This window comes from Amycolatopsis sp. NPDC049159 (genome assembly GCF_040648295.1).
Taxonomy (GTDB): Bacteria; Actinomycetota; Actinomycetes; order Mycobacteriales; family Pseudonocardiaceae; genus Amycolatopsis; species Amycolatopsis pretoriensis_A.
On record NZ_JBEZDL010000014.1, the window covers coordinates 137,615 to 163,689 of the forward strand.

At 69.3% G+C, this 26,075-nt stretch carries 44 protein-coding genes; 9 read left to right on the plus strand and 35 right to left on the minus strand.

All coding sequences use genetic code 11. The features are described from left to right. Positions 1 to 93: 93 nt before the first annotated feature. From AB0B33_RS25850 to AB0B33_RS26015, 34 genes are all read right to left on the minus strand, one after another. A complete protein-coding gene (locus AB0B33_RS25850; protein ID WP_360776419.1) occupies positions 94 to 666 on the minus strand; it encodes a DNA adenine methylase in 573 nt (190 codons plus the stop codon). Next, the gene (locus AB0B33_RS25855; protein ID WP_360776421.1) at positions 663 to 1,664 is read right to left on the minus strand and encodes a hypothetical protein; all 1,002 of its coding nucleotides are present in this window, start codon (positions 1,662 to 1,664) and stop codon (positions 663 to 665) included. Before AB0B33_RS25855 ends, AB0B33_RS25850 begins: the two co-directional genes overlap by 4 nt. Then, positions 1,661 to 2,512, minus strand: coding sequence for a DNA cytosine methyltransferase (locus AB0B33_RS25860; protein ID WP_360776423.1), 852 nt, complete (start codon positions 2,510 to 2,512; stop codon positions 1,661 to 1,663). Before AB0B33_RS25860 ends, AB0B33_RS25855 begins: the two co-directional genes overlap by 4 nt. After that, positions 2,509 to 2,886 carry a hypothetical protein gene (locus AB0B33_RS25865; protein WP_360776425.1) on the minus strand — a complete coding sequence of 126 codons (378 nt, stop codon included), beginning with the start codon at positions 2,884 to 2,886 and terminating at the stop codon, positions 2,509 to 2,511. Before AB0B33_RS25865 ends, AB0B33_RS25860 begins: the two co-directional genes overlap by 4 nt. Beyond that, positions 2,883 to 4,208, minus strand: a complete 1,326-nt coding sequence (locus tag AB0B33_RS25870) for a hypothetical protein (protein ID WP_360776427.1) — start codon at positions 4,206 to 4,208, stop codon at positions 2,883 to 2,885. The genes AB0B33_RS25865 and AB0B33_RS25870 overlap by 4 nt, the downstream gene beginning before the upstream one ends. A 312-nt stretch (positions 4,209 to 4,520) precedes the next feature. Next, the gene (locus AB0B33_RS25875; protein WP_360776429.1) at positions 4,521 to 4,856 is read right to left on the minus strand and encodes a hypothetical protein; all 336 of its coding nucleotides are present in this window, start codon (positions 4,854 to 4,856) and stop codon (positions 4,521 to 4,523) included. After that, positions 4,853 to 5,212, minus strand: coding sequence for a hypothetical protein (locus AB0B33_RS25880; protein WP_360776431.1), 360 nt, complete (start codon positions 5,210 to 5,212; stop codon positions 4,853 to 4,855). The genes AB0B33_RS25875 and AB0B33_RS25880 overlap by 4 nt, the downstream gene beginning before the upstream one ends. 11 nt (positions 5,213 to 5,223) lie before the next feature. Further along, complete coding sequence (locus AB0B33_RS25885) at positions 5,224 to 5,610, minus strand: hypothetical protein (protein ID WP_360776433.1); 387 nt, start codon at positions 5,608 to 5,610, stop codon at positions 5,224 to 5,226. Next, positions 5,600 to 5,902, minus strand: a complete 303-nt coding sequence (locus tag AB0B33_RS25890) for a hypothetical protein (RefSeq protein ID WP_360776435.1) — start codon at positions 5,900 to 5,902, stop codon at positions 5,600 to 5,602. The genes AB0B33_RS25885 and AB0B33_RS25890 overlap by 11 nt, the downstream gene beginning before the upstream one ends. Next, on the minus strand, positions 5,899 to 6,624 hold the full coding sequence (locus AB0B33_RS25895; protein ID WP_360776437.1) for a hypothetical protein: 726 nt from the start codon (positions 6,622 to 6,624) through the stop codon (positions 5,899 to 5,901). The genes AB0B33_RS25890 and AB0B33_RS25895 overlap by 4 nt, the downstream gene beginning before the upstream one ends. Then, on the minus strand, positions 6,621 to 7,010 hold the full coding sequence (locus AB0B33_RS25900; protein WP_360776439.1) for a hypothetical protein: 390 nt from the start codon (positions 7,008 to 7,010) through the stop codon (positions 6,621 to 6,623). The genes AB0B33_RS25895 and AB0B33_RS25900 overlap by 4 nt, the downstream gene beginning before the upstream one ends. Continuing rightward, positions 7,007 to 7,255, minus strand: coding sequence for a DUF6354 family protein (locus AB0B33_RS25905; RefSeq protein WP_360776441.1), 249 nt, complete (start codon positions 7,253 to 7,255; stop codon positions 7,007 to 7,009). Before AB0B33_RS25905 ends, AB0B33_RS25900 begins: the two co-directional genes overlap by 4 nt. Next, the gene (locus tag AB0B33_RS25910; protein WP_360776443.1) at positions 7,252 to 7,485 is read right to left on the minus strand and encodes a hypothetical protein; all 234 of its coding nucleotides are present in this window, start codon (positions 7,483 to 7,485) and stop codon (positions 7,252 to 7,254) included. The genes AB0B33_RS25905 and AB0B33_RS25910 overlap by 4 nt, the downstream gene beginning before the upstream one ends. Beyond that, on the minus strand, positions 7,485 to 7,871 hold the full coding sequence (locus AB0B33_RS25915; RefSeq protein ID WP_360776445.1) for a DUF4326 domain-containing protein: 387 nt from the start codon (positions 7,869 to 7,871) through the stop codon (positions 7,485 to 7,487). The genes AB0B33_RS25910 and AB0B33_RS25915 overlap by 1 nt, the downstream gene beginning before the upstream one ends. Further along, positions 7,868 to 8,674 (minus strand): hypothetical protein, encoded by an 807-nt coding sequence (locus AB0B33_RS25920; protein ID WP_360776447.1) that lies wholly within the window; start codon positions 8,672 to 8,674, stop codon positions 7,868 to 7,870. Before AB0B33_RS25920 ends, AB0B33_RS25915 begins: the two co-directional genes overlap by 4 nt. Before the next feature lie 4 nt (positions 8,675 to 8,678). After that, on the minus strand, positions 8,679 to 9,002 hold the full coding sequence (locus AB0B33_RS25925) for a hypothetical protein (protein ID WP_360776448.1): 324 nt from the start codon (positions 9,000 to 9,002) through the stop codon (positions 8,679 to 8,681). A 67-nt stretch (positions 9,003 to 9,069) separates the two neighbouring features. Continuing rightward, complete coding sequence (locus AB0B33_RS25930) at positions 9,070 to 9,327, minus strand: hypothetical protein (RefSeq protein WP_360776450.1); 258 nt, start codon at positions 9,325 to 9,327, stop codon at positions 9,070 to 9,072. Next, entirely contained in the window at positions 9,324 to 10,313 is a 990-nt protein-coding gene (locus tag AB0B33_RS25935; protein WP_360776452.1) for a hypothetical protein, read from the minus strand. Before AB0B33_RS25935 ends, AB0B33_RS25930 begins: the two co-directional genes overlap by 4 nt. Next, positions 10,313 to 11,143, minus strand: coding sequence for a hypothetical protein (locus AB0B33_RS25940; protein WP_360776454.1), 831 nt, complete (start codon positions 11,141 to 11,143; stop codon positions 10,313 to 10,315). Before AB0B33_RS25940 ends, AB0B33_RS25935 begins: the two co-directional genes overlap by 1 nt. Then, positions 11,140 to 11,361 carry a hypothetical protein gene (locus AB0B33_RS25945; RefSeq protein WP_360776456.1) on the minus strand — a complete coding sequence of 74 codons (222 nt, stop codon included), beginning with the start codon at positions 11,359 to 11,361 and terminating at the stop codon, positions 11,140 to 11,142. The genes AB0B33_RS25940 and AB0B33_RS25945 overlap by 4 nt, the downstream gene beginning before the upstream one ends. Next, positions 11,358 to 11,612 carry a hypothetical protein gene (locus tag AB0B33_RS25950; RefSeq protein WP_360776458.1) on the minus strand — a complete coding sequence of 85 codons (255 nt, stop codon included), beginning with the start codon at positions 11,610 to 11,612 and terminating at the stop codon, positions 11,358 to 11,360. Before AB0B33_RS25950 ends, AB0B33_RS25945 begins: the two co-directional genes overlap by 4 nt. Continuing rightward, positions 11,609 to 11,815, minus strand: coding sequence for a hypothetical protein (locus AB0B33_RS25955; protein ID WP_360776460.1), 207 nt, complete (start codon positions 11,813 to 11,815; stop codon positions 11,609 to 11,611). The genes AB0B33_RS25950 and AB0B33_RS25955 overlap by 4 nt, the downstream gene beginning before the upstream one ends. Then, positions 11,815 to 12,171: a hypothetical protein gene (locus AB0B33_RS25960; protein WP_360776462.1), complete on the minus strand. Its 357-nt coding sequence runs from the start codon at positions 12,169 to 12,171 to the stop codon at positions 11,815 to 11,817. Before AB0B33_RS25960 ends, AB0B33_RS25955 begins: the two co-directional genes overlap by 1 nt. Further along, positions 12,168 to 12,569, minus strand: a complete 402-nt coding sequence (locus AB0B33_RS25965) for a LuxR C-terminal-related transcriptional regulator (RefSeq protein ID WP_360776464.1) — start codon at positions 12,567 to 12,569, stop codon at positions 12,168 to 12,170. Before AB0B33_RS25965 ends, AB0B33_RS25960 begins: the two co-directional genes overlap by 4 nt. Then, the gene (locus tag AB0B33_RS25970; protein WP_360776466.1) at positions 12,569 to 12,862 is read right to left on the minus strand and encodes a hypothetical protein; all 294 of its coding nucleotides are present in this window, start codon (positions 12,860 to 12,862) and stop codon (positions 12,569 to 12,571) included. The genes AB0B33_RS25965 and AB0B33_RS25970 overlap by 1 nt, the downstream gene beginning before the upstream one ends. Positions 12,863 to 12,873: 11 nt before the next feature. Continuing rightward, positions 12,874 to 13,434 (minus strand): hypothetical protein, encoded by a 561-nt coding sequence (locus AB0B33_RS25975; RefSeq protein ID WP_360776468.1) that lies wholly within the window; start codon positions 13,432 to 13,434, stop codon positions 12,874 to 12,876. A gap of 109 nt (positions 13,435 to 13,543) precedes the next feature. Continuing rightward, positions 13,544 to 13,885: a hypothetical protein gene (locus AB0B33_RS25980; RefSeq protein ID WP_360776470.1), complete on the minus strand. Its 342-nt coding sequence runs from the start codon at positions 13,883 to 13,885 to the stop codon at positions 13,544 to 13,546. Between the two features lie 5 nt (positions 13,886 to 13,890). Then, positions 13,891 to 14,115, minus strand: a complete 225-nt coding sequence (locus AB0B33_RS25985) for a hypothetical protein (protein WP_360776472.1) — start codon at positions 14,113 to 14,115, stop codon at positions 13,891 to 13,893. Next, positions 14,112 to 14,423 carry a hypothetical protein gene (locus AB0B33_RS25990; protein WP_360776474.1) on the minus strand — a complete coding sequence of 104 codons (312 nt, stop codon included), beginning with the start codon at positions 14,421 to 14,423 and terminating at the stop codon, positions 14,112 to 14,114. The genes AB0B33_RS25985 and AB0B33_RS25990 overlap by 4 nt, the downstream gene beginning before the upstream one ends. Beyond that, a complete protein-coding gene (locus AB0B33_RS25995) occupies positions 14,420 to 14,821 on the minus strand; it encodes a hypothetical protein (protein WP_360776476.1) in 402 nt (133 codons plus the stop codon). Before AB0B33_RS25995 ends, AB0B33_RS25990 begins: the two co-directional genes overlap by 4 nt. After that, positions 14,818 to 15,135, minus strand: a complete 318-nt coding sequence (locus AB0B33_RS26000) for a hypothetical protein (protein WP_360776478.1) — start codon at positions 15,133 to 15,135, stop codon at positions 14,818 to 14,820. The genes AB0B33_RS25995 and AB0B33_RS26000 overlap by 4 nt, the downstream gene beginning before the upstream one ends. A gap of 65 nt (positions 15,136 to 15,200) precedes the next feature. Further along, positions 15,201 to 15,923, minus strand: a complete 723-nt coding sequence (locus AB0B33_RS26005) for a hypothetical protein (RefSeq protein WP_360776480.1) — start codon at positions 15,921 to 15,923, stop codon at positions 15,201 to 15,203. Then, the gene (locus tag AB0B33_RS26010) at positions 15,923 to 16,171 is read right to left on the minus strand and encodes an excisionase family DNA-binding protein (protein ID WP_360776482.1); all 249 of its coding nucleotides are present in this window, start codon (positions 16,169 to 16,171) and stop codon (positions 15,923 to 15,925) included. Before AB0B33_RS26010 ends, AB0B33_RS26005 begins: the two co-directional genes overlap by 1 nt. Beyond that, on the minus strand, positions 16,168 to 16,542 hold the full coding sequence (locus AB0B33_RS26015; protein WP_360776484.1) for a hypothetical protein: 375 nt from the start codon (positions 16,540 to 16,542) through the stop codon (positions 16,168 to 16,170). Before AB0B33_RS26015 ends, AB0B33_RS26010 begins: the two co-directional genes overlap by 4 nt. Positions 16,543 to 16,752: 210 nt before the next feature. Here AB0B33_RS26015 and AB0B33_RS26020 point away from each other — a divergent pair, with 210 nt between their 5' ends. From AB0B33_RS26020 to AB0B33_RS26055, 8 genes are all read left to right on the plus strand, one after another. Then, positions 16,753 to 17,253 carry a hypothetical protein gene (locus AB0B33_RS26020; RefSeq protein WP_360776486.1) on the plus strand — a complete coding sequence of 167 codons (501 nt, stop codon included), beginning with the start codon at positions 16,753 to 16,755 and terminating at the stop codon, positions 17,251 to 17,253. 172 nt (positions 17,254 to 17,425) lie between these two features. Further along, entirely contained in the window at positions 17,426 to 17,692 is a 267-nt protein-coding gene (locus AB0B33_RS26025; RefSeq protein WP_360776488.1) for a hypothetical protein, read from the plus strand. Positions 17,693 to 17,710: 18 nt separating this feature from the next. Continuing rightward, a complete protein-coding gene (locus tag AB0B33_RS26030; protein ID WP_360776489.1) occupies positions 17,711 to 18,928 on the plus strand; it encodes a hypothetical protein in 1,218 nt (405 codons plus the stop codon). A gap of 752 nt (positions 18,929 to 19,680) precedes the next feature. Next, on the plus strand, positions 19,681 to 19,977 hold the full coding sequence (locus AB0B33_RS26035; protein ID WP_360776491.1) for a hypothetical protein: 297 nt from the start codon (positions 19,681 to 19,683) through the stop codon (positions 19,975 to 19,977). A 154-nt stretch (positions 19,978 to 20,131) separates the two neighbouring features. Then, complete coding sequence (locus AB0B33_RS26040) at positions 20,132 to 20,749, plus strand: TIGR03086 family metal-binding protein (protein WP_360776493.1); 618 nt, start codon at positions 20,132 to 20,134, stop codon at positions 20,747 to 20,749. A 46-nt stretch (positions 20,750 to 20,795) separates the two neighbouring features. Beyond that, on the plus strand, positions 20,796 to 21,263 hold the full coding sequence (locus tag AB0B33_RS26045; protein WP_360776495.1) for a VOC family protein: 468 nt from the start codon (positions 20,796 to 20,798) through the stop codon (positions 21,261 to 21,263). An 87-nt stretch (positions 21,264 to 21,350) separates the two neighbouring features. Further along, positions 21,351 to 21,944: a dihydrofolate reductase family protein gene (locus tag AB0B33_RS26050; RefSeq protein WP_360776497.1), complete on the plus strand. Its 594-nt coding sequence runs from the start codon at positions 21,351 to 21,353 to the stop codon at positions 21,942 to 21,944. A gap of 173 nt (positions 21,945 to 22,117) precedes the next feature. After that, positions 22,118 to 23,656, plus strand: a complete 1,539-nt coding sequence (locus tag AB0B33_RS26055) for an alpha-amylase family glycosyl hydrolase (protein WP_360776499.1) — start codon at positions 22,118 to 22,120, stop codon at positions 23,654 to 23,656. A 676-nt stretch (positions 23,657 to 24,332) separates the two neighbouring features. On the opposite strand, the gene AB0B33_RS26060 is transcribed toward AB0B33_RS26055, so the two are convergent. Beyond that, positions 24,333 to 25,286: an NAD(P)-dependent oxidoreductase gene (locus AB0B33_RS26060; protein WP_360776501.1), complete on the minus strand. Its 954-nt coding sequence runs from the start codon at positions 25,284 to 25,286 to the stop codon at positions 24,333 to 24,335. Between the two features lie 178 nt (positions 25,287 to 25,464). Here AB0B33_RS26060 and AB0B33_RS26065 point away from each other — a divergent pair, with 178 nt between their 5' ends. Beyond that, entirely contained in the window at positions 25,465 to 26,067 is a 603-nt protein-coding gene (locus tag AB0B33_RS26065; protein ID WP_360776503.1) for a sugar O-acetyltransferase, read from the plus strand. Positions 26,068 to 26,075 lie beyond the last annotated feature (8 nt).

Sequence of the window (26,075 nt, forward strand, 5' to 3'; positions counted from 1 at the left end):
GCGGTGGCCCGCTCTACCCGTTTGCCCGGAACCCGGAGCTCGGCCGCCCTGCTGGCGGGCTCGACGCTGACCTGGATCGGGTGGAGCAGAGCATCATCGAGCGGTCCGCGCACGGCTCGGACGTCGAAGATCAGCAGGCCCGGTACGACAACCTCCGCGAGGCACGCGGCTCGCTGAACTGATGAAGGCCCCCGGCAGCACGCCGGGGGCCTTCATCACATCAGGCCTCGAGGTTGTCGAACAGCGTCGGCTCCGGCGCCCGGTTGCACCACAACACCTCGGTGCGCTCCTGCTGAAGTGGCGCCAGCCGGTGTTGCGCATGACCCCAGCGCGGCCTTGGGTGAGCAGCACCCAGACGCGGCGGGCCCGCTCGAGGTCGTCGGGTACCTCGCCGAGCGCGTAGGCCTCGAGCTGTTCCGCGCGGGCGTGCGGGGTCAGCGCGCACACCCGCGTTAGCTCGTCGGGCTGGTCGCGGAGGACACGCCAGAACGTCATGAGGTCGCCGTCGAGGTCGTTGACGGTCTCCATCCGACTACGCGGCTTGGCCAGCAGCACGGCCAGCGACCCGGCGTAGGGCTCGACGTAGTGCTCGTGCGCCGGGAACGCGGCCGAGATCTGCTCGGCAAGCCGCGTCTTACCGCCGAAGTAGGTCAGCGGCGGCTTCACGACGCTTCCGCGGTCGCAGTCGGGTCCAAGATGTCCAACAGATCCCCCACCCGATACCGCGGCGCCAACACCCGCCCCCGCGCCCGCAGCTCACACTTCAACTGCGGATCCTCCAACAAATCCATCTCCGACGCAGCCACACCGCCATGCGCCACCAAACGACCCCGATTCGCGTACCCGCGGATCATCGACGCCGTCACCGGCTTATCCCCCGGCCGGTCCAGATAGTTCGGCAACGCCCGCGACAACTCCGTCGCTGTCAACAACTGATCCTCCATCGACCGCAGCATGTGCCGCCGCCGCAACTCGGTGTCCCACTCGGCGCCGCACTCCGGGCACGCCACCACCGGACGCCCCTTCGCGCCGTACAAGTCCCGCTGGCACTCGGCCAGCACCGTGTCACCATCGTCACCGACCGGGACCTCGACCGGCGCCGAGCAGATCCCCAGAAACGTCCGCTCCCCCGGCCCGTAAATCGTCGACCGCGCATGCCGCACCGCGCCACGAATATCGTCGAACAACGCCGCACCATCGCTGTAGGACTGCACCCACGACGGATGCCGCAGCAACCACCGCGACAACGGCAACGCATGCAGCGGAATGTCCAGCGGGTCCAGATGCGTCTCCCACTTCGTCGGACACCCGGGCGCGCACGGCGGGGTACCGTCACCTGACCGGTCCTCCGCGCCGCACTCGGCGCAGCGGTGCCAGCGGACGCCGTGCTCCTCCCACAGGTTCAGCACCCACCGCGCAAGCCGATCCCGGAGCTCCGCGGCGACCGCAGACGCGCCGAGGTGCAGCGGCATACTCGCCTCACCCTTCCCGGTGACGAATCCGACGCCGCCGGACGACAGCTTCGCCTGCCGGGTGATGGTGACGTCGAGCTCGGTGAGGAGCCACTCGACTTCGCGGAGGTCGTCGAACAGCTTCCGCAGGCAGCCGGCGCAGGTGGTGGTTTCGGATGGCCGTCCGCAGCCGATCACGCACTCGACGGTCACGCGGCACGCTCCTTCACGTTTTCGACCAGGGGACGGAGGATCGCAGCGGCGAGCAGCGGCGGGACCGCGTCACCGATCTGTTGCTGCACCGATGTGCTTCCACCCTGCCACGGGTAGTCCGCGGGGAAGGACTGCAGCACGCCGGCCTCCGAGTGAGTGAGGTTCCGGGTCGTTCCGTCCGGCCATTCCCACCGGTTGCGGCAGCACTTGCCGGTCATGGTGAACGCCGGCTGATCCATGTTGCGGCGGCCGCGGCGGGACGCGTCGCCGCCGGTGCCGTAGTTCGAGACGAGCACGGCCCCGTCCCAGCCGAGGGCCTCGGTCATGCTGCGCCGCAGGGTCGGCGCGGGCGGGCGCGCCGGGTGGCCGTCGGCGCGGGCGATGAGGATCTGTCTGCGGCGGGTCGAGGGGACGCCGTAGTCGTGGGCGTTGAGCACGCCGGTCCAGGTGCTGTACCCGGCGCGCTCGAGCACCGCGGCGTCCTGTTCGAACCGCGTCCGGACGGGCCGGTCCGGCGTGCATTCCCACACCGTCCAGGGCGGCCGGAGTAGCAGGGTCCAGCGGAGTGCTTCGAGGATCAGCGGGCCGGTGGTGCCGGCCATGCCGAGGCCGTTGCCCGCGGTGGTCCAGTCGGTGCAGGGTGGGGTGACGATGAGCCCGTCGACGTGGCCGATGAGGTCGTGGACGGGGTAGGTGGTGACGTCGGTTTGCTCGCGGTGGTGTCCGGCGGCGCGGGCGGTGGCGCAGGCGTCGGCGCTGGTGTCTATGCCGAGGATGTCGCCGGTGTAGCCGGCGAGGCGGAGTCCGGTGTCCATGCCTCCGGGTCCGCCGAAGAGGTCGAGGATCATTCGACCTCCGGGGGTCGAGTGCCAGTGAGGAGTGCGGCGAAGTCGGCGAGGGTCATGGTGACCCACTGCCGCGCGGGGTCGCCGACTCCGTGGCGTTTGTGGACGGTGAGGCCGATGAGGGCATCGTCGTTGCCGCGCTCCACTTCGGCTTCGGCTGCCCAGCCGGCGAGGTTGATCCGGGAGGTGTTCTTGCACTCGATGACGACGCGGTCGCCGCCGGGTGCGCGGACGCCTGCGATGTCGCCGCGGTCGCGTCCGCCTGATCGTGCGCGGCGTTCGATGCGGTCGTCGTCGAGTGCCGTGGCAAGGTAGCGGGCGACGGCGGTTTCGAAGCGGGTTCCGGCGTCTTTGGCGGAGGCGCGGGTGCGGGTCACGGGGTCTCCTCGCTGGTGTCGTCGCGAACCCCGACATCACGAGGGGCAGGCTTTAGCGTGGACGTAGCGACGAGGAACCGCTGCGCCGTCTCCGGGTCGTCCGCGTGGACCTTCAGCCAGGACAGGCCGTCCACGCCGGACGAGTGGAAGTAGCCCGTGACGACCGGCTGGCCGACGTTCTGCGTCTCGATGCCGGTCACCCGCTCGCCGACGGTCGGCGTTCCGGTCGGCCAGAGCGTCCGCTGTTTCGTGGTCGGCTGGTCACCCGGCTCGGGGGCGAGTGACGTCAGGTGCTCGGCGTCCCACTGGTGCGCGACGCGGGAGGGCAGCTCGTGCCGTCCGCCGCCGGTCCAGTCGCCGCAGGAGCACGCGCCGGTGACGCCGGACAGGCCGGACTTCAGGATCAGCTCGTGACGGGGCTCAGCGGGCTGGTCGCCCTGCAGCGCACCACGAGCGGCCGCAGCGATCGCGCGCCCGGTGAGCGACGGGTTCCCCTCGAAGTCCGTCTCCAAGCTGTCCGCCCACGCACGCACGCGGTCGACCGCGGCTTGGAGCCCGTCCCGCTCGGCGGCGAGATCGGGCTCGCTGGGTTCCAGTTCAGGCAGCCCGCGTCGCTGACGCAGCTCGTTGACGATCTGGAGACGGAGGTCACGCAGCTGCGGCTTGGTCATCGCCGCGAAGTCCGGTCGCGGGTCGTCGAGGTGGACGACCGGGCCCTTGTACGCCGGGGCTGGAGGCCACTCCTCAACCGGCAGCGTGGCGCAGGTGCGCAGCCACTCGGCGGACCGGAGCTTCCCGGACGCCTCGGCCAGCTCAGCGAGACGAGGCAGCAGAGCGTCCCGCTCGGCGTGCAGCCACAGCGCGAGGTCCCGCTCGCGCCGTGTCTCCCCCAGCTCCGCGCGGTCCTCGTCCCGCTCGGCCCGGAATCGATCCCGCCACTCGACGTTCTGCTTCAGCGGCTTCCGCGTCAGACCCAGGGTTCTCTTCAGCTCGTCGAGGTCCGCCTGCTTGCGCTCGCGCAACTGATCTCGCTCGGCGACAGCGTCGGTCCACTCGCTGAAGAGCACACGCACCTGCTCCGCCAGCGGCACGTTGGGCACGGGCCCGTCAGCGTCCCGGACCTGGAACTCGTCAAGCGCTTCCTGGATCTCCTCCAGTTCGGTGGTCTGCTCGGGGTCGGCCAGCAACCCGCGACGCGCGAGTCGGCGAGCGTCGGCGTAGTTCTCTTCGGTCGGCGGTGTCTGCGTCGACCACCGATCGCGCATCGCGCGCGCCGCCTTCTCGATCAGCTCGTCCTGTCGGGGGGCCGGCTCACTCGCCATCGGACACCTCCGACCAGATGCGCAGGCTCTTGATCGGCTCGCCGTTGCGGTACGCCACGTCGCCGCGAACCTCGTCGGCTGCACACGGAACCTGACCCGGTCCGTCGCAACCCCGACAGTCATCGGCGTGTCCAGCTGAGGCAAGCGCGACGCGAGCACGCGTCTGGCAGCGTTCGTGGCCATAGATGCCGCAGGACTCGCCACAGACCGAGCAGTGGATGCTGACGCAGCGACCGTTGCGGCGGGAACATCGGAGGTCCTGGCACGAATCCTCGGGGTCGACCATGGGGTTCGGCCAGCTGGAATTGTCGCTCACGGGTTCTGCCCTTCGGTGGGTTCGGGGATGGCGCGCTCCTCAGAGGCCCGGTCGACAGCGGCCTGCCACTCCTCGCGGGTCATAGGGTGCGCCTCGACGTAGGTTTCGGTGATGGTCCAGTCCCACGGCACCCTGTGAAACCCCAGACGCCCGCTCAGTACCCAAATCCCGGCAGGCACGGTGTCGCCTGGGAAGAACACCCGGGGCGCGGGCGGGGCACTGTCGAGGATCGCCCGGATGGTGTCGGCCAGGTAGTCGGCGGGCATCGACGCGACGCTGTCGTAGACCGCCAGTGCGGCGCGGATTTCGGGGATGCGGTTGTCCTCGGTCACGAGGTCACCTCGATCCACGGGCCCGGCGCTTGGCGCTTCCAGAGGGCCCATCCATCCTCGGCGAGAGTGCGGCGGGCGTCAGCCTCGTCGTCGGCCTTCAGCATCCGCTCTTCGCGCGGCAGCCAGTTGCCCCACTGCCACTCGGTCTCGCTGTCGGGCAGCGGCGAGGACGCGAGCTCGTCGGCTCGTTTCCGGACCAGCGCGGCCGCCCGGGACCACGCGGTGAACGCCGCCGCCGCGTGGCAATCGACGCCCTCGTGGTCCTCGCAAGGCCCGACGCTCATCTCGGCACGGAACCGGCCCGTCTGCTCCAGCTCGTTGGCGAGCCGTCGCAGCTCCTCCACTGTGGTCGTCATGGTGGTGCTCCTCAGGTCTTGTTCACGCAACACGGGCCGACGAACCCTCCGCCTTCGAGGCGTTCGATGGTCGCGCCGGGCTGGTATGGCTTGTGGCAGCCGGCGCATTTGCCGGGGTAGTTGGCGGTGATGATGCGGGTTCGTCCGTCCACGGTGGTCGGTCGCGGCGGTGCGGGTCGGCAGTGCGCGCAGGATTTGGCGGGGAGGTCGAAGAGTTCGCAGCGTTCGTCGAGCAGGGGTGTCGGGTTGGCGGCGGCGCGCAGCTTCTCGGCGGCCTGCTCGATCTCGATACGGTCGGCGCCGGTGAGGGGGATGTGGTTGCCGGTGACGCGGTCGCGTTGGCGGTGTGCGGCGTTCCAGCGGCGGAGCGCGGTCTCGTAGTGCTCGTCAGCGATCACGGGGCGTCTCGCTCTCGTCGAGCCGCAAGGTCATGCCAGACCAGCCGTTCCCGTCGTCGTCGAACTTCGCGATCCAGCCGTTCTTCATCGCGATCCGGTCGGCCTGCGGGACGTTGTCGGTGCGGATTGTCTGCTGCCACGGGTTCTGGACGTTTCCGTACTGGAGGTAGGCGTCGAGCGCGCCCATCTCCCAGCCCGCCGTGTACGCCTGGTCCTCGTGCGGGCCGCCCTTCGACGCAACCGTCACGAACGGCATCACGAGTTCATACCCAGGCTGCTCTTCGTCGCTCATGCTGTTCTCTTTTCGAAGTGGGCGTGGATCGTCGACCACGTCGGACACGGACCATCCGCCAACCGAACCGGGTACTCCTTGTCCTCCGTCAACGGCTCCGACGGCGCACACCCCCGGCACACCAACCTGTCCTCCGCCTCCACGAACACCGGCGCATGCTCCCGCAACAGATCCAGCAGCGCCGCGTTGTTGTCCACGTCCGGGACCGTCGCGAGCATGTCCTTGTGCGCAGCCAGAATCCGGGACCGCTCCCCCACAGCCCGGATCCGGCGCTGCGCCGCACGACCCGCCAACTTCTCCACAACAGCAGGCTCCGGCAACACAGTGATGATCGGGTTCACGGTTTCCTTCGAATCGGTGCGCGGGAACGGCGACGGCGGACGCTCACGGGACATCACCATCAGGTAAGGCCCCGACCGCCCCGGCACGGTGTCGGTGTCGTCAGCCGGCCACACCTCGTCGGGCACGTGCTCGCAGCCGTCGTGGTGGAACGGGCGTTCGCTGGTGGCGTGGGCGCGGCATCCGACACCGGAGTCCACGCAGGACGGGCAGAGGAGGCGGTGGTCGTCTTCGCCGCCGGGGATGGTTTCGAGGTGCTCGGTGGTCGGCTGTTCTTGCCCGCCGAACGAGTTGCCGCAGGCGGCGCATTGGCGCCAGGGGTAGCCGAGGAGGACAGCCCAGCCGTGCGCTACGGCACGACCGAGCCGAACCCCGGCGGTCACGGCGCACCGCCGGGGAGCTCGACCTCACGCACCGAATGACCCGCCTGCCGGACCACGTCCAGCCCGGTCCGCACCAGCGACCGCTCGGTCGCCCCGTACGCGGCGAGCAGCGGCTCGGCCGCACGCCACGCCCACTCCGGGATCCCCTGCTCGCGGGCCTTCGTTTTCGTCCACCGGCCGAGGTGCTGGTGCCGGTACTCGGTGAGGGAGAACTGGAAGGCGACGGTGCGGCCGACGCAGTTGAGGAGGAGGGTGCGGTCGGATCGGTCGGGGCCGCCGGCGATGACGGGTGCGTGGACGCGGTAGGCGGTGCCGTCGCCGGGCATCCAGTCGACCCAGCAGATTTTCGCGGCTTCGGCGGTGTACCGCGGATCCCGCGCGCTCACGGAGCCACGCCTTGCCGCTCGCATTCCTGCCGGTTCGCACGCCGGTAGCCGGTCGCGGTCGGCTTGAACCGGTCGAGTCGAATCTCGGTCGTACGGGAGTGGCCGCCACCGTGCTCGTACCAGCTCTCACAGACGGCGTGCGTTTCGCCCACCGAGGTCACCATCAGGAACCGGGTGCCCCGGCTGTTCCTCGGGTCGTTGTCGACCCACAGCTGGCCGGGTTCGACTGCGCTCTGGTCGGTCATGAGGTCTCCAGGTTTCGTCTTGTGTTCAACGGATCAGGACGCGGATCGTCGAGGTACGCCCGACGTCGCAACGCATCCGGTCGCAGGTTCGGGCGGCACACGTAGCAGGGCTTCGGTTCGTCGGCGTTCTCGTAGTCGATCCAGCCGTCGATGCAGCGTGGGTCGTGGAACGGGGCGCCCACCGACTCGGTGTCGTCCGTGATCTCTTCGCCGGTGCGGTCGTGAGCCATCACGGCACACCACCGTTTGCGATCTCCAGCAGGAGTTCGGCGTGGCACGGCTGGTCCAGTGGACACCAGCACGCGAGATCGCGTCCGGCCAGCTCGGCGCGGATCTCGGCGACCGACGGGTACGTCCAGGCGACCGGGCCGCGCCGGCCGCCGACGAACTGCCAGTTCGGGAAGGACAGTTCGCCGCGCGCAGCAAGCGCTTGAAAGTCACGAACGACCATCCTTGCGACTTGCTCGTCGTCGAGGCTGGGGAACTGGCTGCCGACGTCGGACAGGTCGATGGGGTTGCCCCACTTGGACGGGCGGCCGACGTACACCGCGCCTTCAGGCATCCGCCAGCCCGCGGTTCGTTTGCGCTGAATTCGCTTCGGCTTCTCGGAACTCACTGCGCTCTCCTCTTGATCAACGCCCGCGGCTGGTGATCACACACCGCCGTCCCCACATACCCCTGCTCATCACACAACCCGCACGCCGCGACCAACTTCCGCTTGATCTCCGCCCGCGCCCGCGCATCCGACGCCCGCTCGTCATCGACAGCCCGCGACCGCTCGGCGTGCCACGCCCGCGCCTTGTCCTTCGCCGCGCCACACGCACGACACGGACGGTTCGTCGGCTTCTCCAGGTGCTTCGGACACCGCTCCGGCGGCGCTTTCTCCCCCGGCTCCTCAGCAGCAGCCGGCGCGGTGGCAGCTGACTCCGCGGCCGGACGCGGTCGATGCACACCCTCCAGCTCATCGGCCACCACCAAGCACTCGTCGAGCACCTGCCGCAGCAAGCCACTGCTCTCGGCGGCACGCTCGTCGTGCAGCGTGCGCAGCTCGACCGCGAGCTCCTTCCGCAGCCGATGCGACTCGATCATCACCGCAGCCTTCAGCGCCGACCGCAGGACATAGGGCATCTTCGCCACGCCGTCGCGACGAACGAACGTCCGGATCAGGACTTCATCGGTGTCGTGATCAACGAAGATCTTCCGATGCTCGTCCATCTCGGACAGTGCCGCTTCGATCTTCTCCGGCTCGTCACGCCAGCCGAGTTTCTTGCTCCATCGGGACGGACGCAGCGGACCAGCACCGCACTGCGTCAGGCTCGGGTCCGTCATCACCGCGAAGTAAGCCAGCTTCCCGGCGTCGCTGAGCACGGCCAAGCCTTCCCAGACCGTGAACAGCAGACGGGCCTCAGTACGAGCCACTCGGCTACGCTCCCTTCCGCAGGGGCGCAACCTGATCCGCAAGGTACGGGCGGTTCCGGCGCTGCCGATCACGCTGGTACTGGCGCTCCAGTTCGACGACGGATTCGGTGCGGACCCCGCGGGTGTAGGCCGCGTGTGCCTGCTTCAGGTGCTTGTCCTTGTCGGCCAGGAGGGCGAGCGCGAACATCGCGCGCACTGCCGCCTCAGGGGAGTCGCGGACCCACGGGGCGAGCATCTCGGTGACGTCGTCCATGGACATCCGCTCGGCCATGCCGGCGACGGATTGGGCTTTCGCGAGGACGTCGTCGGGGATGTCGAAGGCCTTCACGGTGTCCTCCTTTCGTGGTCGTTGGGGGTGTGGTCGGGCGGGCTCGGGGTTGCCCGCCCGACCACCATCAGGTGCCGCGGCGCGGGGGCACAGGCGACACCGGGATCGAGAGACCGTTCGGGGTGCGGTGCTCCATCGTGGACGGACGCGGCCGGTCCAGCAGCGACGCCAGCGCCGCGTGTGCACGCGACAGCCCGGTCGCGACCTCCGCCTTCCGGAGCTTGCTGATGTCCCGCGGCTCGCCGTCCTGGTCGAAGTCCGTCCATGCCTGCTCGGCGCGGGCCAGCCACGCGTCGGCTGCCCGGACGTGCTCCTGCGCGTTCACGACTGACCACCCGCCTGCAGGTCCGGGTCGCCCGGCAACGTCGGGTCCGCCAGCTCCTCGATCCGACGCGTCAGGTCCTCGCCCTCGCCGAGCCCTTCCAGCGTGTCGATCAGTACCGTCGCCTCGTCCTTCGTCAGGTCCGAGGCCGTGCTGATCTCGCGCTGCAGGATCGCCGACGACGCGGCGAGCCGGACGTCACGGTCGACGCCCGCGTTCGTGAAGATCGCCTGCATCTTCTTCATCTGCGGCTCGGTGATCGGCGCGGCCGGCTCGACCGGCGGGACCTCGTCGCCGGGCAGTGGCGGCTCACCCGCCGACTCCACCGTCGCCGGCGCGGCGCCGGTGAGCGCGGGCCGGGACACGCGGGTCGTCGTCGCGCGCCGCCGCACGGACGCCCGGCCCACCGCCGCGGGCTCCGGCTCGAACGTGTCGGCCAGTTCCTCAGCCGTGTAGGCGATGCCGAGGATCGCGTCCGACGCGACGAACCGCGCGCACTCCGCGGTCGCCCGGGCGACGAGCATCGCGCCGGGCTGCTTCTTCCAGTTGTCCTTCGTGTGCAGGCCGAGGCCACGCGCCCGGTCCATGGTCCACGTCGACGTGTGCTCGGCGTCCGACCCGGCGCGGCGGCCCTTTACGATGGCTCGGGTGTTCGTGGACTCGACCACCCAGAGGTCGTGTCCGTGCGACTGGACGACCGCTCGGAGCGTCACGGCGCGCGGCGCGGCGGAGCCCTGGATGATGTCGAAGCTGTTCATCGACGCCCGCGGCGAGAGCCCGATCTCGGATCCAGCGAGGATCGCGGCGGCCGCTTCTTCCGGCTTGTTCCGGAACTGCTGGGGGCAGAACGCGGTGACGCAGAGCGCGTCGGCGATCTGCTTCGCCGAGCGGAGAGCCTGCGCCCACTCGACGAGCGCACCGGCGGCGGCCGGGAGCGCGGACTGCGCCACGATGTCGCCGCCACCCTGGTACTGCTGCAGCTCGGTCATCAGGCGACCGCCCCGACGAGCTCCAGGCGGCGGCGCGGCGTCCGGCCGGCTGGCTCCACCGCCGCGCCCACCAGATCCCGCGAACCCTTCACGAACTCCGCGACCTGCTTCGCGTACCGCAACTGCAGCAACTGCGCCTCACCCGCCACCACCGGGATCAGGTGCGCGCCGTCCGCGGTGATGTGCACCGCCGCGCAGCCGTCCACCTCGAGCATCGGCTGCTCGATACCGTCCTCGTCCAGGTACGTGTCCGCGTACCGGTACCCGGCCAGCTGCAGCGCCGTCTCCCCGAAGATCCCCGACCGGTTCGTCTTCAGGTCGGCCAGCAGCCGCGGGCACTCCATCGGCAGACCCTTCAGCCCGTTCGGGAACTCGAAGATCCCGTCGAACGTCCCGGCCCACCCGTACTTGTGGGACATGCACGTCGTTTCCAGCAGCACCGGGCGGACGGCGAAGTCTTCGAGGAACTGGATATAGGACTCGATGTGTCCGGTGAGGACGTCGGGGACTTCGACTTCTTCGCCGCGGGCGAGCTTCTCGGCGAGGTTGTGGACTTCGGTGCCGCGGTTGGCGGCGGCGTCCTTCTCGGCGTACCGGGCGCCCTTCAGCTTGGTCAGGCGCTGCGACGGGGAGAGGCCGGTGAGTTCGTCCCAGTGGTCGACGGCGTACTCGGCGGTGGAGTTGGCAGACCAGTTGATGAGGGCGGGTTTGGGGATTCCGTCGCCGAGGATGGTGGTGACGCCGGGGACGCGTTCGCCGTTGGCGTCGACGTAGTAGTGGGACTTGGCGGTGTTGACGCGCCGGATGGGGGCGGTGTACTTGGTGGTCACTGGTGGCCTTTCTTGGCGGGTCGACCGTTGAGGAGGCGGGGGACGGCGTCCTCGTGGACGCCGAGGTGGAACCCGATGGCACGGTCGGTGTAGTTCTTCGCCGCGAGCGCGCGGGCGACGGCGGACTTCTCCAAGCGGGTGAGGTCGCGGCCGACGTCCTGGCCGGCGAGCGACCGGGCGACTGCGGCCTCGAAGCTGACTTCGGCGGGCGCGGTCATGCGGGCACCTCGAATCCCTGCGCGGCGGCCGACTTCACGCACCGCTTGCACAGCGGGAGGGTGGCGTTGTCCTTCGCCTCGCCGCCGAGCGCGTGCACGCGGGCAATCGCGGTCTGGTCATAGACGTCGACTCGCGTCCAGTCGGCGCCGTTGAGGGAGCAGAGCGCGTAGCCGCGACCGCGCTCGTTGAGTTCCTTGGTGTAGTGGCGGCGGGTCTGGTGGTAGTTCGCCGCTTCGAGCAGGGTGGTCATCGGAGTCTCCTGTGGAGGTTGTGTTCGGCGGCGATGCGTTCGTCGGTCATGCGGTCGAGGTCGCCGTCGCCGAGCCAGGGCCCGGTGTCGGTGGGCTGGTCGTCGAGGTGGCGGATGGGGCGGCGTTTGTCGACGAGGAGCAGCGCGGCGAGCCCGATGAGGACGAGCGCGGCGACGGCGGCGAGCACACCGAGCCCGCTCATCACGCCCACCCCTTCGCGAAGGTAATGAGTTCCGGGTGGGCGTGAAGGGATTGCGGCTCGCCTAGCTCGTCTTCCTTGCAGTGGCCCGCGTCACGAATGCACCTCAGTTCGAGGTGCTTCCGCTCGTCCTCCTCCGGGATCCAGGTGTTGTCCTCGTAGGGTCGAACCGTGGCCGTGCACTGCTCGGAAGCGGTGTTCTCCCACTCGCCTTCGAGATCGATGATCGAGTCATCCCACCCGCAGCCGCAGGCATCACAGAAGAACCGGCCATTGACGCTGTGACGGGTCTCCGTGCCGCACACAGAGCAGAGCGGCGTTCGATACTCCAGGGGCGGCGGTGCGGGGCGCTCGGTCACGACTCACCGCCCGTCAGCAGCCCCAGCCGGAACCCCTCAGCCACCGCAGCCGGCGCACCATTCACCCGAAGAAACCGGTACAAGCGCGCACAATGCGACTTCGCCGAACACTCCGCAATCCCCATCTCACGGCCAATCTGCTTCACCGCCAACCCATCCGCCAACATCACCAACGCCTCAAACATCCGCTCCGGCATCCCCAGCCGCTCCGCCACCTCGACAGGCGTCTCCTCCGGGACCACACGCGACGGCAAACACGGCGCCACGAACTCGTGCACCCGCACACGCACACCGTCACCACCAACCGACTCCGAGATCCGCATCGCACCCGCACGCAAGATCCCCTCAACCTGCGGCATGACACCGGGATTCACGGCCAGCACCACCGTCCGGGACATCACGACTCCTCCCGAGCGGGATACACCGACGGCGAGCACGGACACTCCAAGCCATCCTTGTTGTGCCCCAACCGATCCACGCCACGTCCCATGTGGTGCACGACCAAGGGTCGCTGCTGGTCGGTCAGATCAGCCCACGCCCGGACCATGGCAGTCTCGCCCGGCAGGTCGTCGCCGTGCAGGGGCGTCGGGTTCGCCGGCTCGCCGTCGCGGGGGCACGGCGCGTGGTGCGTGTGGACCACGCATGCGGGGTTGAGGGTTTCGCTGTCGGTGTCGTAGGTTTCGGAGATCACGCAGTGAGCCATCACGCACCGCCCGCGTTCCGATCGGCCTGCTCGGCGTTCCAGTCGGACACCCGCTTCGCCTCTTCGATCTGTTCCGGCGGGATCGGGCCGATCGCGACGAGCTTCGCCTTCTCGTAGTCCTCGGTGTACGCCTGCAACTGCATCTGGATCGGCCCGATCTGCGTTGACACGAAGCTGAAACTGATACCCGCGTTCGACGACCGCGGACCGTGCGTACGCGACTCGACCTGCGCACCGAACATGTCCGCGAACTCGTCCAGAGCGCCAGCCTCTTCGGCGCTCATGTGCTGACTGAAGTGCTCGAAGCTGAACCATCTCGCCAGCTTCGGGTTGTTGTCGAGGACGTCGGCGAGGTTGCGGAGCGAGTCGGACATGCGCGGGTTCTGGTATCGGGCCGCGTCGGCGTCGATGACGGAGCGCGTACCGTCACCCTGCTCGATCATCAGCGCACGCGGGTGGCCCATCCCGAAAGGACGGACGTACGCGCCGCTGACCTCGCGGCGGTCCTCGTGCATCAGGCTGGGGCCGACGACCTTCTCGCCGGGCAGGAACTCGGTCATCGCTTGCCGCCCTTCCGGGTGATCGTGAGGAGCAGCGCGGCCAGGAGTCCGAACAGGACACCCTTCTCCGCACACCCCTGCGGGCCGTAGTCGCGTCGGTTGTCACCCATCAGCGGTTCACCACCATCGGCGCGAGACGCGCCAGCTCATGCGCCGACAAGAAGCCGACGAGATCGTTGCGACGGAGCAAATCCGCCCGGACATCGACGACCACCGACACACGGCGACCGCCCTTGATCAGGCCGGTGCACGACAGCACCGCCCGGTTCTCCCCCGCGTCGCTGTAGACCGGCGACGCGGAGGACAAGCTCCCGACCCACGCGCGGAACGACGAGACGTCGTCGTCGCGGAGCCGGATGGTCGGTGCGCTGGCGACGGAGATGGCGCCGATGCGGGGTTGGAGGTCGGCGGCGTGCGCGAGGATCGCGCGGACCGTGTCGAAGTCGTTCACGGCTATCACCACACCTTCCGCAGCTTGGAACCGGGGCGTGGACCGTGGTCGCGGCAGTAGGTGCGCCGCGTGTGGCCGACCCACATCGACCAGCCGAGGGGGCGCGCGAGGTCTTCCAGCGCCCGCCTGCCCTCGAATACGCTGACCGGCTGCGGAAGCTCGAAGACCTTCCCGCAGTTGCGCGCGTCGCAGCGGGCTCCTTCGATGACCTGGTAGATCAGTTCGCTCATCGGAGCACCCCCGCTCGCATCCCGGCGGTGAGCACCGCGGCCGCGCCGAGGCAACCCACCGCGACACCGATCGCGCCGACCGTCGTCGCCCAGCGGACAGCGGCAGCCAGCCGCGGGAACCGCGGCTCGACGACGCGCAGCACCGGGACCGTCGGCATGTGGTCGACGCGCAGCCGCGCGACCGGCAGCAGACCGCGTTCGACGGCGGGCAGCAGCGTCCCGTGGTAGGGGTCGCGGCCGACGCGGATGCGCCAGTCGGCCAGCATTTCGGCGAGCTCGTCCGGCCGCGCCAACACCGGCGCGCTCACGACTGCACCTCGGTCCACGGGCCGACCTCGCGGCGGACGAGCGCACGGGAACCAGCGCGGGCCAAGCCCACGCGCCGGCGAGCCTCTGTCTCGCTGGACTCGCGGATCACCTCGCCGAGGGCGACGATGCACACACCCCACTCGACCTGGGTCTCCGCGTTGAGCGACACCAGAGGTTCCACGCTGAAGAGCGGCCAAGAGACCTCGAACTCGTCGTCGAGGTCGGACCACGGAACTCCGCTGTAGTTCATCTTGTGGCCCTTGACCCGGATGAACCGCCAGCCGACGCCACCCTTCGCCTCGTCAGCGTTGTAGGCGATCAGGTCCCCGTCCTGGTCCCGCAAAGTCAGGGTGCGGTCAGGTTCCGTGCTCTTCGGACCCCAGGCATTCGCGGTCATCGGGGCACCTGCACGGACAGCACCAGCACACCGACGATCGTGACCAGCGCGAACCCGCCGAACACCGCGAACAACACCCACCAGTCCCTCAGGAACTTCCCGGCACGCCCGGCCGCCATGTTCAGCCGCGTCCCCGCCGCCGCCCGACGGTGCCCACCCCGCGAACCGCCGAGCCGGCGCACCGCGCACAACAGCGACACCGCCCACACGATCGACTCGAACGGCGTCCACACCGCGGCACGCCGCGGATGCGGCCGCGCCGGGAACAGCGTGTCGCGCCCGGTCGATCCGGATGCGAGAATGCTGACGGTCATGAGGCTCTACTCCTCTGATCAAGGCCCGGTGTGACAGCACCGGGCCGTCCAATGTGGAAGAAAAATCAGGCAGCGTCGGACATCTCGGCCAACGCCGCATCCAACGCCCAAGTCGGATAGACATTGATCAACCCGAACGTCGCGTCCTGCCGACGCCGCGGCTCCTCACCCTCAGCCCGCAGCGCCGCCGACGCCCGCTTCCCCAACTGCGCCAGCCACGGCCGCGCCGTCGGAAGGTCGTTCAACTTCGCGTAACCCAGCGCCGTGAACTCGCCGTAGTTCCCCTCGATCGAGTCGACGCGCGCCTCGATCTCCCGGGCCTGCCGCGCCTGACGCTGCTGCTCCAACTCGATCGCGGCCTGCTTGTCCACCAGCGCGTGAATCGCCTGCGCCCACGCCGGCAGATCAGCGACGCGCTGCTCGACCATCTCGGCCTGCTGCGTCCGCGCCGCGAAGTACGCCTGAGCCGACGCCACCTCCGGCTTGTTCGGATCACCGTTCATCGCCACCAGGTAGGCCGCCTGACGCGACAACTCGAAGTCGACCTTCACGTCAGACGGGTTCCGGGATCCCGTAACCATTCCGACCTGCACGAACTCCCGGGGTACGTCCAACCCGGTGTTGCTGGCGGACTGCTGCGCGCGGGCGATCGCGGGCGACAGGTTCTGCCACCGCGAGTAACCCATCAGAACCTGAAGGCTGCGCGCGGACCAGAACTCCGAACCGTCCGGACGCGTCTGCTTGATCCTGTCGAACGGCGAACCCGTCGCCGGGACGAGAGTGCTCATCACGCGGCCGCCTTCCGGCGACCGAGGAACCGGTCAACCTCGTCGTCCGCGATCACGTACAGCTGGCCGACCTTCGTCGCGCGCAGCGTGCCCTCATGGATCAACTCGAGGACGGTGTCGTAGCCGAGTCCGGTCATGGCGGCGACCTCGCGGGGCTTCCACGACTTCCGCGGCGGCGCCTTGACGGCCTTCTCGAGGCGTGCGACGCGTTCGGTGAGCCGCTCGATCGCGGCGACGATGGCACTCACGACGCGACCGCGATGGTCGTGTCGGCGGCGCGCTTCGGGCCGGTGGTTCGCTCGGTGTCCTTGCGACGGATCGGGCCGCGCGGCTCGCTCTTGGTCTCCTTCTTCTCCTCGTCCTTCGCGGCACGAATCTCGGCGGCGACGTTGGGGTCGGCGACGATGTTCGCGGCGACGTCGCGGCGGTCCTGCCCGGTGAGGGCGAGGGCGCCGGCGATGGCGTAGAGAGCGGGGAGGCTGACCGGCTGGGGGCTGTCGGGGCGGGTGGTGTTGGCGAGGGTGCGGGGGTTGAGGTCTGCCTTCCGTGCGAGCGTCGGCAGATCCCAACCGCGCTCGGCGGCGAGGTGTCGCACGCGGGGCCCGTTGAGGAGTGGCATGCCGCAGATCATGCGCCGTCATGCGTCTCTGGTCAAGCATGTTGGCGCATTTTCTTGCATCACGGGTTCACAACATGCGTCACCATGCGCTAGCATGCGTTCATGGCCAGAGCCCAGCGAGTTCTAGTCCGGGGGGACCACGGACGAAAGTCACGCCTCAAGCAGCCAAGACGCTCCCCAACATGCGCCGCCATGCGGCACAATGCACCCATGCCGTCGAGCAGGCTGCGCACAGCCAACTACTCCCCGGAAGCGCGACAGCGCCTCGGCGACGCCGTCACCAAGGCGCGTGAGGCGCTCAGCATGTCGCGCCCTCAGCTGGTCGCAGCAGCAGCAACCGCCGGCGTAGCGCTGAACAAGAAGAGCCTCGAGCTAGTGGAGACCGGACAGCCGGGCGTCGGCCAGTCGTTCCTCTACGCGCTCGGCCGATTCCTGCCGGCTTGGACCGAGGACACGCCCCGCATGATCCTCGAAGGTGACGACGCACCGTCGAGTACACCCCTGGCCGTCAGCAGCCACGCCGCTCCGGGCGCCGTCGCAGACGTCCCGGAGAAGCACCGAAGGATCATCGCGATGACGGAACGCGAACTGGCGGAGCGGATCGTGGAGATCGCCGAGGTCAATCCCGACGCTGCGGTCAGTTACGCCGAGGACGCGCTACGAATTCGCCGCGAACATGCCTCGCCAGGCGCCGGTATCGTAGTGGAGTGACACGGGTTCTGCAGGTGTCATCTGACGGAAGTTACCGAATCAGTAGGTTGATCTTAGTACTTCCGCGTAGATAGACCGCCTGTTCGATAACGTTGCGCCACGGAAGCACGAAGATACCCCTGCCGAACGGACCAACCGTCCTCACCGAAAGGCCCAGCTGGAGGGGATAATCGTGATCATCCAGGATGCCGCGCACCTGACCCACGCCGCGACCACCGCCGCCACCCGAACCAGGCTGGCAAGGTACGCGACCACATCGGGACTACTCCTCCTGGTCCACGCAATCCTCGGGTTCATCCACCGATGGCCCACCCACCTGTTCGGCTTGCACCTGGGCATCGCGATCGTCCTCGGTGTCGCAGCTGTTCTCCAGGCTGACCGCCGGAGACGCGCGATCGACCGTATTGCGGACGCGATCCGGGACCGTGAAGCCGCCTGACCCTCCGCGGAGGAGAGCATGGCGCGTCCTAGAACTGAGATCGGGACGTTCGGGAACATCAACGTGCGCGAGGTGTCTCCGGGGGTGTGGGAGGCGCGGGCCCGGTTCCGGATGCGGAACGGCCGGCTCAAGCCGGTGAAGCGCCGCGGCGCGTCGCGGACCGCGGCGGAGCGGAAGCTGAAGGCCGCGATGGCGAAGCTCGCGAACGAGGCGGCGAGCAAGACGATCAACGTGGAGACCCGGTTCGCTGTGGTGATCGACCTGTGGCTGGCTGAATTCCGGCGGAAAGTGGAGCGTGGGGAGCGGGCGGCGAAGTCGCTGTACGACTACGAGGACTCCGCGGATCAAATCCGGCGTCGCATGGGCGAGCTGACGTGCGGCGAGGCTGACAACGCGGGGCTATGCGATGAGACGTTGAAGGCGATCCGGGACGACGCAGCGAAGAGCAAGCGGTCGAAGCGGGGTGCGGGGTACGCGGCGGCGAAGCGCGCAAAGACGGTGCTGACAGGGATCTGCGGTCTGGCGGTGCGGCACGGCGCGATGACGTCGAACCCGGCGAAGTCGGCGGAGGCGATCGAGCAGTCCGGTGACCGTGAGGACGTGCGAGCGCTGGAGCCGGACGAGCGGCTGGACTTCCTGACGAAGCTGCGCGCGTGGTGCACGACGAAGGCGGACGGCTCGGCGCGGGGCGGGGTGCGGGTGCAGGCTTGGCGGGATCTGCCGGACGCGGTGGAGGCGATGCTGGCGACGGGTGGCCGGCCGGGCGAGATCCTCGCGGCGGTCGGGACCGGGGTGGACCCGCAGGCGCGGACGGTGCTGCTCGACCATCACCTGGTGCGGATCGAGCGGGTCGGTCTGGTGCGAAAGTTCCGGCGGAAGGGCGGGGGTGAGGCCGTCGAGCCGATGTACCCGTCGTGGGCGGCGCCGATGTTCGCGCGCCGGAAGCTGGCAGCCGGTGAGGGGCCGTTGTTCCCGACGTGGAACGGGGAGTGGACGGACCCGTCGAACTTTCAGAAGCGGTTCCGGCAGGCGTGCGACGGGATCGGGTACGAGTGGGTGGCGGCGCGGATGCTGCGGCACACGGTCGGCACGCACATCGTGGACGTGGGCGGCACGAACGAGGACGCTGCGGATCAGTTGGGGAACACGCCGGAGATCGTGGAGCGGAATTATCGGCGGAAGCGGCGGACGTCGCCGGAGAACGCGGCGAAGCTGGAGTCCCTGCTCGGCGGGTGAACATCAGACATGCGTAAGGCCAGGGTCCCGGTATTCCCCGGGTGCACCTGGCCTTGCGACTCGCGCGCCGCCCACGGCGTCACGCTCTCGCCGACCAGGGTACTACGCCGCCGACGTGGTGAGGCCCCGAGGACGCGTTCCTCGGGACCTCGTTGGCCTGGCTGGCCGGGACTCGAACCCGGGTACCCGCCGCTCTCAACCAGACCTGGGATCCCACGGCAACCCTCGGACGGTAGCACCCCACGACGACCTTGCCGAGCCCAAACGATGGTCCACAAACGTACCAGAAACGTACCCGATTGTGCCGGTCGGTACCCAACGGTTCATGCGTTCTATCGCAGGTCAGACAACCATACCTGTCCATATCGGACGGTTTCCTGCGACTCTCTAGGTCGCAGGTTCGAGTCCTGCCGGGGGCGCCACCAGGGAAGACGTCGTGCGCGGCTGCGCACGACGTGCCCTGGCCACGTGATCGGCCCCACACCGGAACGGCTTCTCCTGCTCGGTGTGCTCCCACAGTGGACGGTGGCGGCCCGCATTCCCCCGCAGTGCGCGAAGGTCCGGACGACCCACCGTGCGAGCGGCCAGGTGGCCCAACCTGACCGGGCCGAGTTCCAGTCGAGACAACCTTGTTACCCAGGCGGCGAACCCGGCCGTCGTGCTCGCGCGCGACCGAACGGTCACACCGAGCAATGAAACCCGTCAACCCGACACGCCGGACCGATCCGGCACACCCACTGGAGGACACGATCGTGGCGGACCACGGATCCACCCCGCGCCACCGCCGTCGCCGCGAGAACGGCGCCGCGCGGGCCATCTTCGCCGAAGCGCGGCGGGCCGGTCTGGTGCAGCGGCACCTGAGGAAGCTGCACCACTTGGCCTTCCGGGCGGCCGCGGAGCATTCCGGCACCGCACCACCGGTCGCGGGCGGCACCGCACTGTCCAGTTCGGATCCGACGACGGGCGGGCTCGCGGCACCGTGCGGAGACCCCGTTCGGACGGCGAACGATCCGGTGCCGGGCCAGGCCGCGGCCGACCGGGCCGCCTGACCGTCACTTGTGGGCACCCGGCCCGTTCCCCGGTACGCCAAGCACTTGCCTCCGAGCCGCTGACCACCGCAAAGGCGAATCTCGCACGCAGCAAGATGATCGTTTGCTTGATCATGTTCCAGATTGGAGGAAAGCTGGCGACGAGAGGACGGACATGGACCTGCCCACACTGCTCGAGCGCGCTTTCCGGACGACGGCGGACGTGGTGGCCGCCATCGAACCGGCGGCCTGGGACCGGCCGAGCCCGTGCCAACGGTGGTCGGTCCGCCAGGTCGGCAACCACATGCTCGGCATGGTCGGGTTGGCGACGCAGGCGGCGACCGGGCCGGCGCTGGACCCCGCGGACTCGCAGCCGGACCGGCTGGAGCACCTGGCGCACACCGAACGGCTCGGCGCGGACCCCGCGGTCACCGTTCGCGCGCTCGGGGACCGGTGCGTCACCGCCTTTTCCGAGCCGGGGATCCTCGACCGGGTCACCCCGGGCAAGGGCGGCGCGGACACGCCCGGTTCGGTGCACGCCTTGATGTGCCTCAACGAGGTGCTCACCCACGGCTGGGACCTGGCGAGCGGCGGCGGGATCGCCTACGCGCCCGACGCCGAGGTCGTCGCCGCGGCGCAGAAGTTCGCCGCCGTGCTCGTCGGGCCCGAAGCGCGGGCGCTCGGGATGTTCGGACCGCCTGTGGAAGTCGGGGCGGACGCCGACCTGCTGACCGCGCACCTGGGTCACGTGGGGCGCCGGTCGCCGTGGCCGGGGGCGCAGGCGGCCGCGTAGGTTTCGCGGCGGACCGGAATCGTCCGACGAGCGAGGGGAATTCACCATGAACGGTGCGGCCGGGGGTGGCGTGCGGCGGTTCGAGCACGTCGGCGTGATCGTCGACGACCTCGAAGCGGTGACGGCTTTCTTCGCCGACCTCGGCTTCGAAGTCGCCGCGCCGATGCGGATCGAAGACGACTGGGTCGAGCGGATCCTCGGGCTCGAGGGCGTGCGGCTGGAAATGGTGATGGTCAACGCGCCGGACGGGAGCGGAAAACTGGAGCTGACCAAGTTCCACCACCCGGTCGACCCGGCGACGGATTCAGCGGACGCGCAGGCGCCGGCGGTGAACCGGTTGGGGTTCCGGCACATCGCATACATCGTCGAGAATCTCGACAGCACGATCGAGCGAATTCGGGCAAAAGGACTGGACACCATCGGCGAGATCGTCAATTACGAAAACATCTTCCGGATGTGCTACGTCCGCGGTCCCGAAGGTCTCATCGTCGAACTCGCCGAGGAGAGCAATTAGGGAGATGCGCGCCGCGGCCCCGCCGATAGCATCGCCAACGGGCGCAGGAATGTCCTGCGCCGCCGATGAAATCAAGGAGCGGATGCAATGGCCCGAGTTGTCGTACACGCCGTGGTCTCGCTGGACGGCTACATCGCCTACCCGGACGACTCGGTCGGGCCGCTGTTCGACTGGTACTCGAACGGCGACGTCACGATCCGCGCCAACGACGAGTGGTCGTTCAACGTCAGCCAGGCCTCTGCGGACTACGTGCAGCCCTTCTGGGACGCCATCAAGGTCACGGTGATCGGCCGGCACCTGTTCGACACGTTCGACGGCTGGGGCGGCAAGCCCGCGTCCGCCGACGAGCTCGTCGTCATCACCCACCGGCCGCTGCCGGACGAGTGGCTGGCCCGGTTCCCGGACGCGCCCTTCCACACGGCCGACTCGATCGAGAACGGCATCAACCTGGCCAAGAAGCTCGCCGGTGACGGGCTGGTCTGCGTGGCCGCCGGTGACGTCGCCGGGCAGGCCTTCTCGGCCGGGCTCGTCGACGAGGTCGCGCTGGACGTCGCGCCGGTCGTCTTCGGCGAGGGCAAGCGGTACTTCGGCAGCCACGCCGGCACCGTCCAGCTCGAAGACCCGGACGTCGTCATCCAGGGCGACCGCGTGCTGCACCTGCACTACAACGTCAAGCGCTGACCGGTCCGGCGCCCGGCCGGTGAACGCGTCCGGCCGCCAGGGAAAACGTTTACCAGATCGCCGGGAGCACGGCCGCTCTCGGCGATCTGCGTGCCTCGGCGCAGTCGCGCGCGCGGGCCTTCCCGCACGTTCGGATACGCCCGCCGACCGGCGGTTCTTGTAGCTTGGCAAGCATGGCTGACTGGTTGGCGGATGCGGTCCTATACCAGATCTATCCGCAGAGCTTCGCGGACTCGAACGGGGACGGGATCGGCGATCTCGGAGGCGTCGAGTCCAAATTGGACTACCTGGCGTGGCTGGGTGTCAACACGGTCTGGCTGAACCCGTGCTTCGCCTCCCCCATGTTCGACGCGGGGTACGACGTCGCGGACTACTACCGCGTCGACCCGCGGTACGGCAGCAACGACGACCTGCTCAAGTTGGTCGATTCGGCGGGCAGGCACGGGATCCGCGTGCTGCTCGACCTCGTGCCGGGGCACACCTCCAACGAGCACCCGTGGTTCGTGCACTCGGCGAACGACCCGGACGACCACCGGTACATCTGGGCGGCGGAGCGGGGCCCGAACTTCCAGCCGTCGCCTGGCAGCCGCGAGGGCTTCTACCTGCCGAACTACTTCCCCGTGCAGCCCGCGCTGAACTTCGGCTACGGGCGGCCGAACGAGGCCGAGCCGTGGCGCCAGCCGGTGGACGCCGAAGGGCCGCGGGAGAACCGGCAGGCCCTGCGCGACATCATGGACTTCTGGATGGGCTACGGCATCGCCGGGTTCCGCGTCGACATGGCGCCGTTCCTGATCAAGGACGACCCCGGCCTCGTCGAGACGTCGAAGCTGTGGCGCGACGTGCGCGAGTGGATCGACCGCGCGCACCCCGGCACGGTGCTGCTGTCGGAGTGGAACGACCCGAAGGTCGCCGTCCCGGCCGGGTTCGACGCGGACTTCTTCATGCACTACGGGGAAAGCCGCGCGTTCCGTTCGCTGTTCCACAACCGCGCCGTCTACGACATGACGTGGGAAGACCCGCGACCGGCCTACTTCGACGCGGCGGGCCAGGGCTCGATCGACGTGTTCCTCGCCGAATGGGCGACGACGACGGCGTCGATCGGCGACCGCGGCCACGTCATCCTGCCCACGGCGAACCACGACTGGCCGCGCCTGGTGGCGGGTTCGCGTTCGGCCCGGCACGCGCGCAGCGCGCTGGTGTTCCTGCTGACGTGGCCGACGCTGCCGGCGATCTACTACGGCGACGAGATCGGCACGCAGTACCAGCCCGGCCTGCCCGACCACGAGGGCAGCCTGCTGCAGGTCTTCGAAGACGGCTTCAACCGCGCGGGCTCGCGCACGCCGATGCAGTGGGACGCGGCGGATCCGGAGGTCACGTACCTGCCGCCGAACCCGTCCCCGACCCGGCCGGACGTGGCCTCCCAGCAGGCCGACCCGGACTCGAACCTGAACCTCGTCCGCGAGCTGATCGCCCTGCGCAAGGCGAACCCGGCGCTCGGCGCCCGGGGCGAGGTTTCGATCGTGCGGGCCGGCTACCCGTTCGTCTACCGCCGCGGCGAATTCACCGTGGTGGTCAACCCGGCCCTGCGCCCGGCGACGGTGACCGTCCCGGACCCCGGCGAGCTGATCCTCGGCCAGGGCACGAGCTACGACGCGGCGGGCCTGCACGTCTCGGGCTACGGCTACGGCATTTACCGGGCCGCCGCAGACTGACGCGCTTCGACGCAACGAAACGGATCCCGGCCCGGTCACCACGACCCGGCCGGGATCTTTCGTCGGCGGCAGGCAGCACCGCCGCCACCGGGGCGGGGCGCACGACCGGGTACCGGCGGGGGCGAACTCGCGCGCCGCGCCGGGCCCAGGACGAGCCCCACGCGGCGAGCCCGGCCCGCGCGGGGTCCCAACGCGAGGCAGGCGCGGGTCCGCAACGCGCGAAAGCCCGCGCGCGTCCGCAACGCGCGAAGGCCCGCGCGGTTCGGCAACGCGCGAAGAGGCCGCCGGACGGCGGCTAGCGCCGCCCGGCGCGCGGAAAGCCTCGCCCCGCGCAAGTCCGCGCCGCGTGAAGAACCCCAGGCGACGATCCGCGCTACCCGGATCGCGAAAGGACCCCAGCCGACGATCCGCACTGCCCGGATCGCGAAAGGACCCCAGCCGACGATCCGCACTGCCCGAAGCACGAAAAGACCCCAGCCAACGATCCGCACTACCCGAAGCACGAAAAGACCCCAGCCAACGATCCGCACTGCCCAAAGCGCAAAGACCCCAGGCGGCGATCCGCGCTGCCCCGAGCGCCGACTCGCGCGGAGGCCCGGCCCCCGCGCGAGTCCCCGCCACGCGAAAAGGCCCCAGGCGGCGCTTGGCGCTGCCTGGGGCCCGTTCCCAAAACTACCTACCGCTCGTGCGTCTTCAGCCAAGCGACGTAGTCCTGCACCGTCCGCGCCGAGTCGTACTCGGGCTCGAAGCCCGTGTCCTCGCGCAGGCGGGTGATGTCCAGGTAGTTCGGCGAGGGGCGCTCCGGGCTGCGGCCCGGGGGGAGGGTGATGTTCGCGCCCGGGACCGCCTTGTTGATCTCGTCGACGACCTCGGCGTAAGGCACCAGGCGGCCGCTCGAGACGTTGTACGTGTTGTGGTTCAGGTGCTTCGCCGTCATCAACAGGGCGATTGCGCGGCCGCAGTCCTTGACGTAGCAGAGGTCCGTTGCGTCCTCGGCGTAGGCGTCCGGGCGGGGCGGGGTCAGGTCCGCGTCCTCGCCCAGTACCGCCGAGCTGAGCAGGCGGGGCAGGGCGAAGAACGGCGAGTCCGGCAGGCTCAGCGGGCCCCAGATCGTGCCGATGCGCAGGTTGACCAGCTCGAAGCCGCCGGCGGCCGCGGCTGCGATCGAGAACAGCTCTGCCGTCTTCTTGAACTGGAGGATCTGGGGCAGGGGCAGCACCGGGAGGGCCGCGTCCTCGCGCCACGGGGCGGAGTCGTCGACGCCGACGTACACGCCGATCGAGCTGGCGACCGAGAAGCGGCGGACGCCCCAGACCGACGCCGCCTTGAGGGCGTTCAGGAGGCCGAGGGTTTCGACGCGGAGGTACTCGACCGGGTCGGGGGTGGCGAAGTAGCTCGCCGCGAGGTGGACGATGCCGGTGATCTCGTGGCGCTTGCCCAGGTCGAGGAACGCCTGCTCGTCCGTGGTGTCCAGCGGCTCGACGACGACTCGGCCCTCGGCCTCGTTCGCGAGGTATTCCGGCAGTTCGGTCGACCGGTGCGCGGTGAGCACGACGGACTCGCCCTGGTCGAGCAAACCCCGTGCGGTGTGCGACCCGATGGAACCCAGGCCGCCGGTAACGAGTATCATTTTCATCCTTTCGCGCTTCGCCGACGAATGATCGCGCTCGTCTTTGCCGACAGTCATCCTGCCCTACCTCAGCGCATTTTTCGCCGGGGTGGAAGGGGATCGGCACGCTGGGAGATGTCCTGGTCCGGGGCGCGCGGGCACCGTGAAACGGTGAACCAGGACCCCAGGGAGCGTCGCCATGCAGCTTGATGACCACGCGATGAAGGAACTGATGCTGGCCGGCGAGTACCACCTCGCGAACGGGGAACTCCTGAGCGAGGAGGTCCGGCGCGCGCAGGTACTGCTGGAGGAGTACAACCGCAGTTCCGTGCTGGAAGGCGAACGGCGCCGCGAGATCTGCGAAGAGCTCTTCGGCGAATTCGGCGAGGGTGCCTACCTGCGCCCGCCGTTCTACTGCAACTACGGGTACCAGACCAAGATCGGGGCCCGCAGCTTCGCGAACTTCGGCGTCATCTTCCTCGACGTCGGGCAGATCACCATCGGCGAGGACGTCCTGCTCGGGTCGTACTCGCAGCTGCTGGCCGCCGGGCACACGATCGAGCCCGAGTCGCGCCGCGCGAAGTGGGGCTACGGCAAGCCCATCACCATCGGGGACAACGTCTGGCTCGGCGCGGGCAGCATCGTCGGCCCGGGCGTCACGATCGGCGAAAACGCCGTGATCGGCGCGAATTCCGTGGTGATGAAGGACATCCCGGCGAACGTCGTCGCCGTGGGTGCGCCGGCCCGCGTCGTCCGGACCATCGAGCCGGGCGAAGACCGGCCCATCGACATCGCGAGCTGACCGTACGA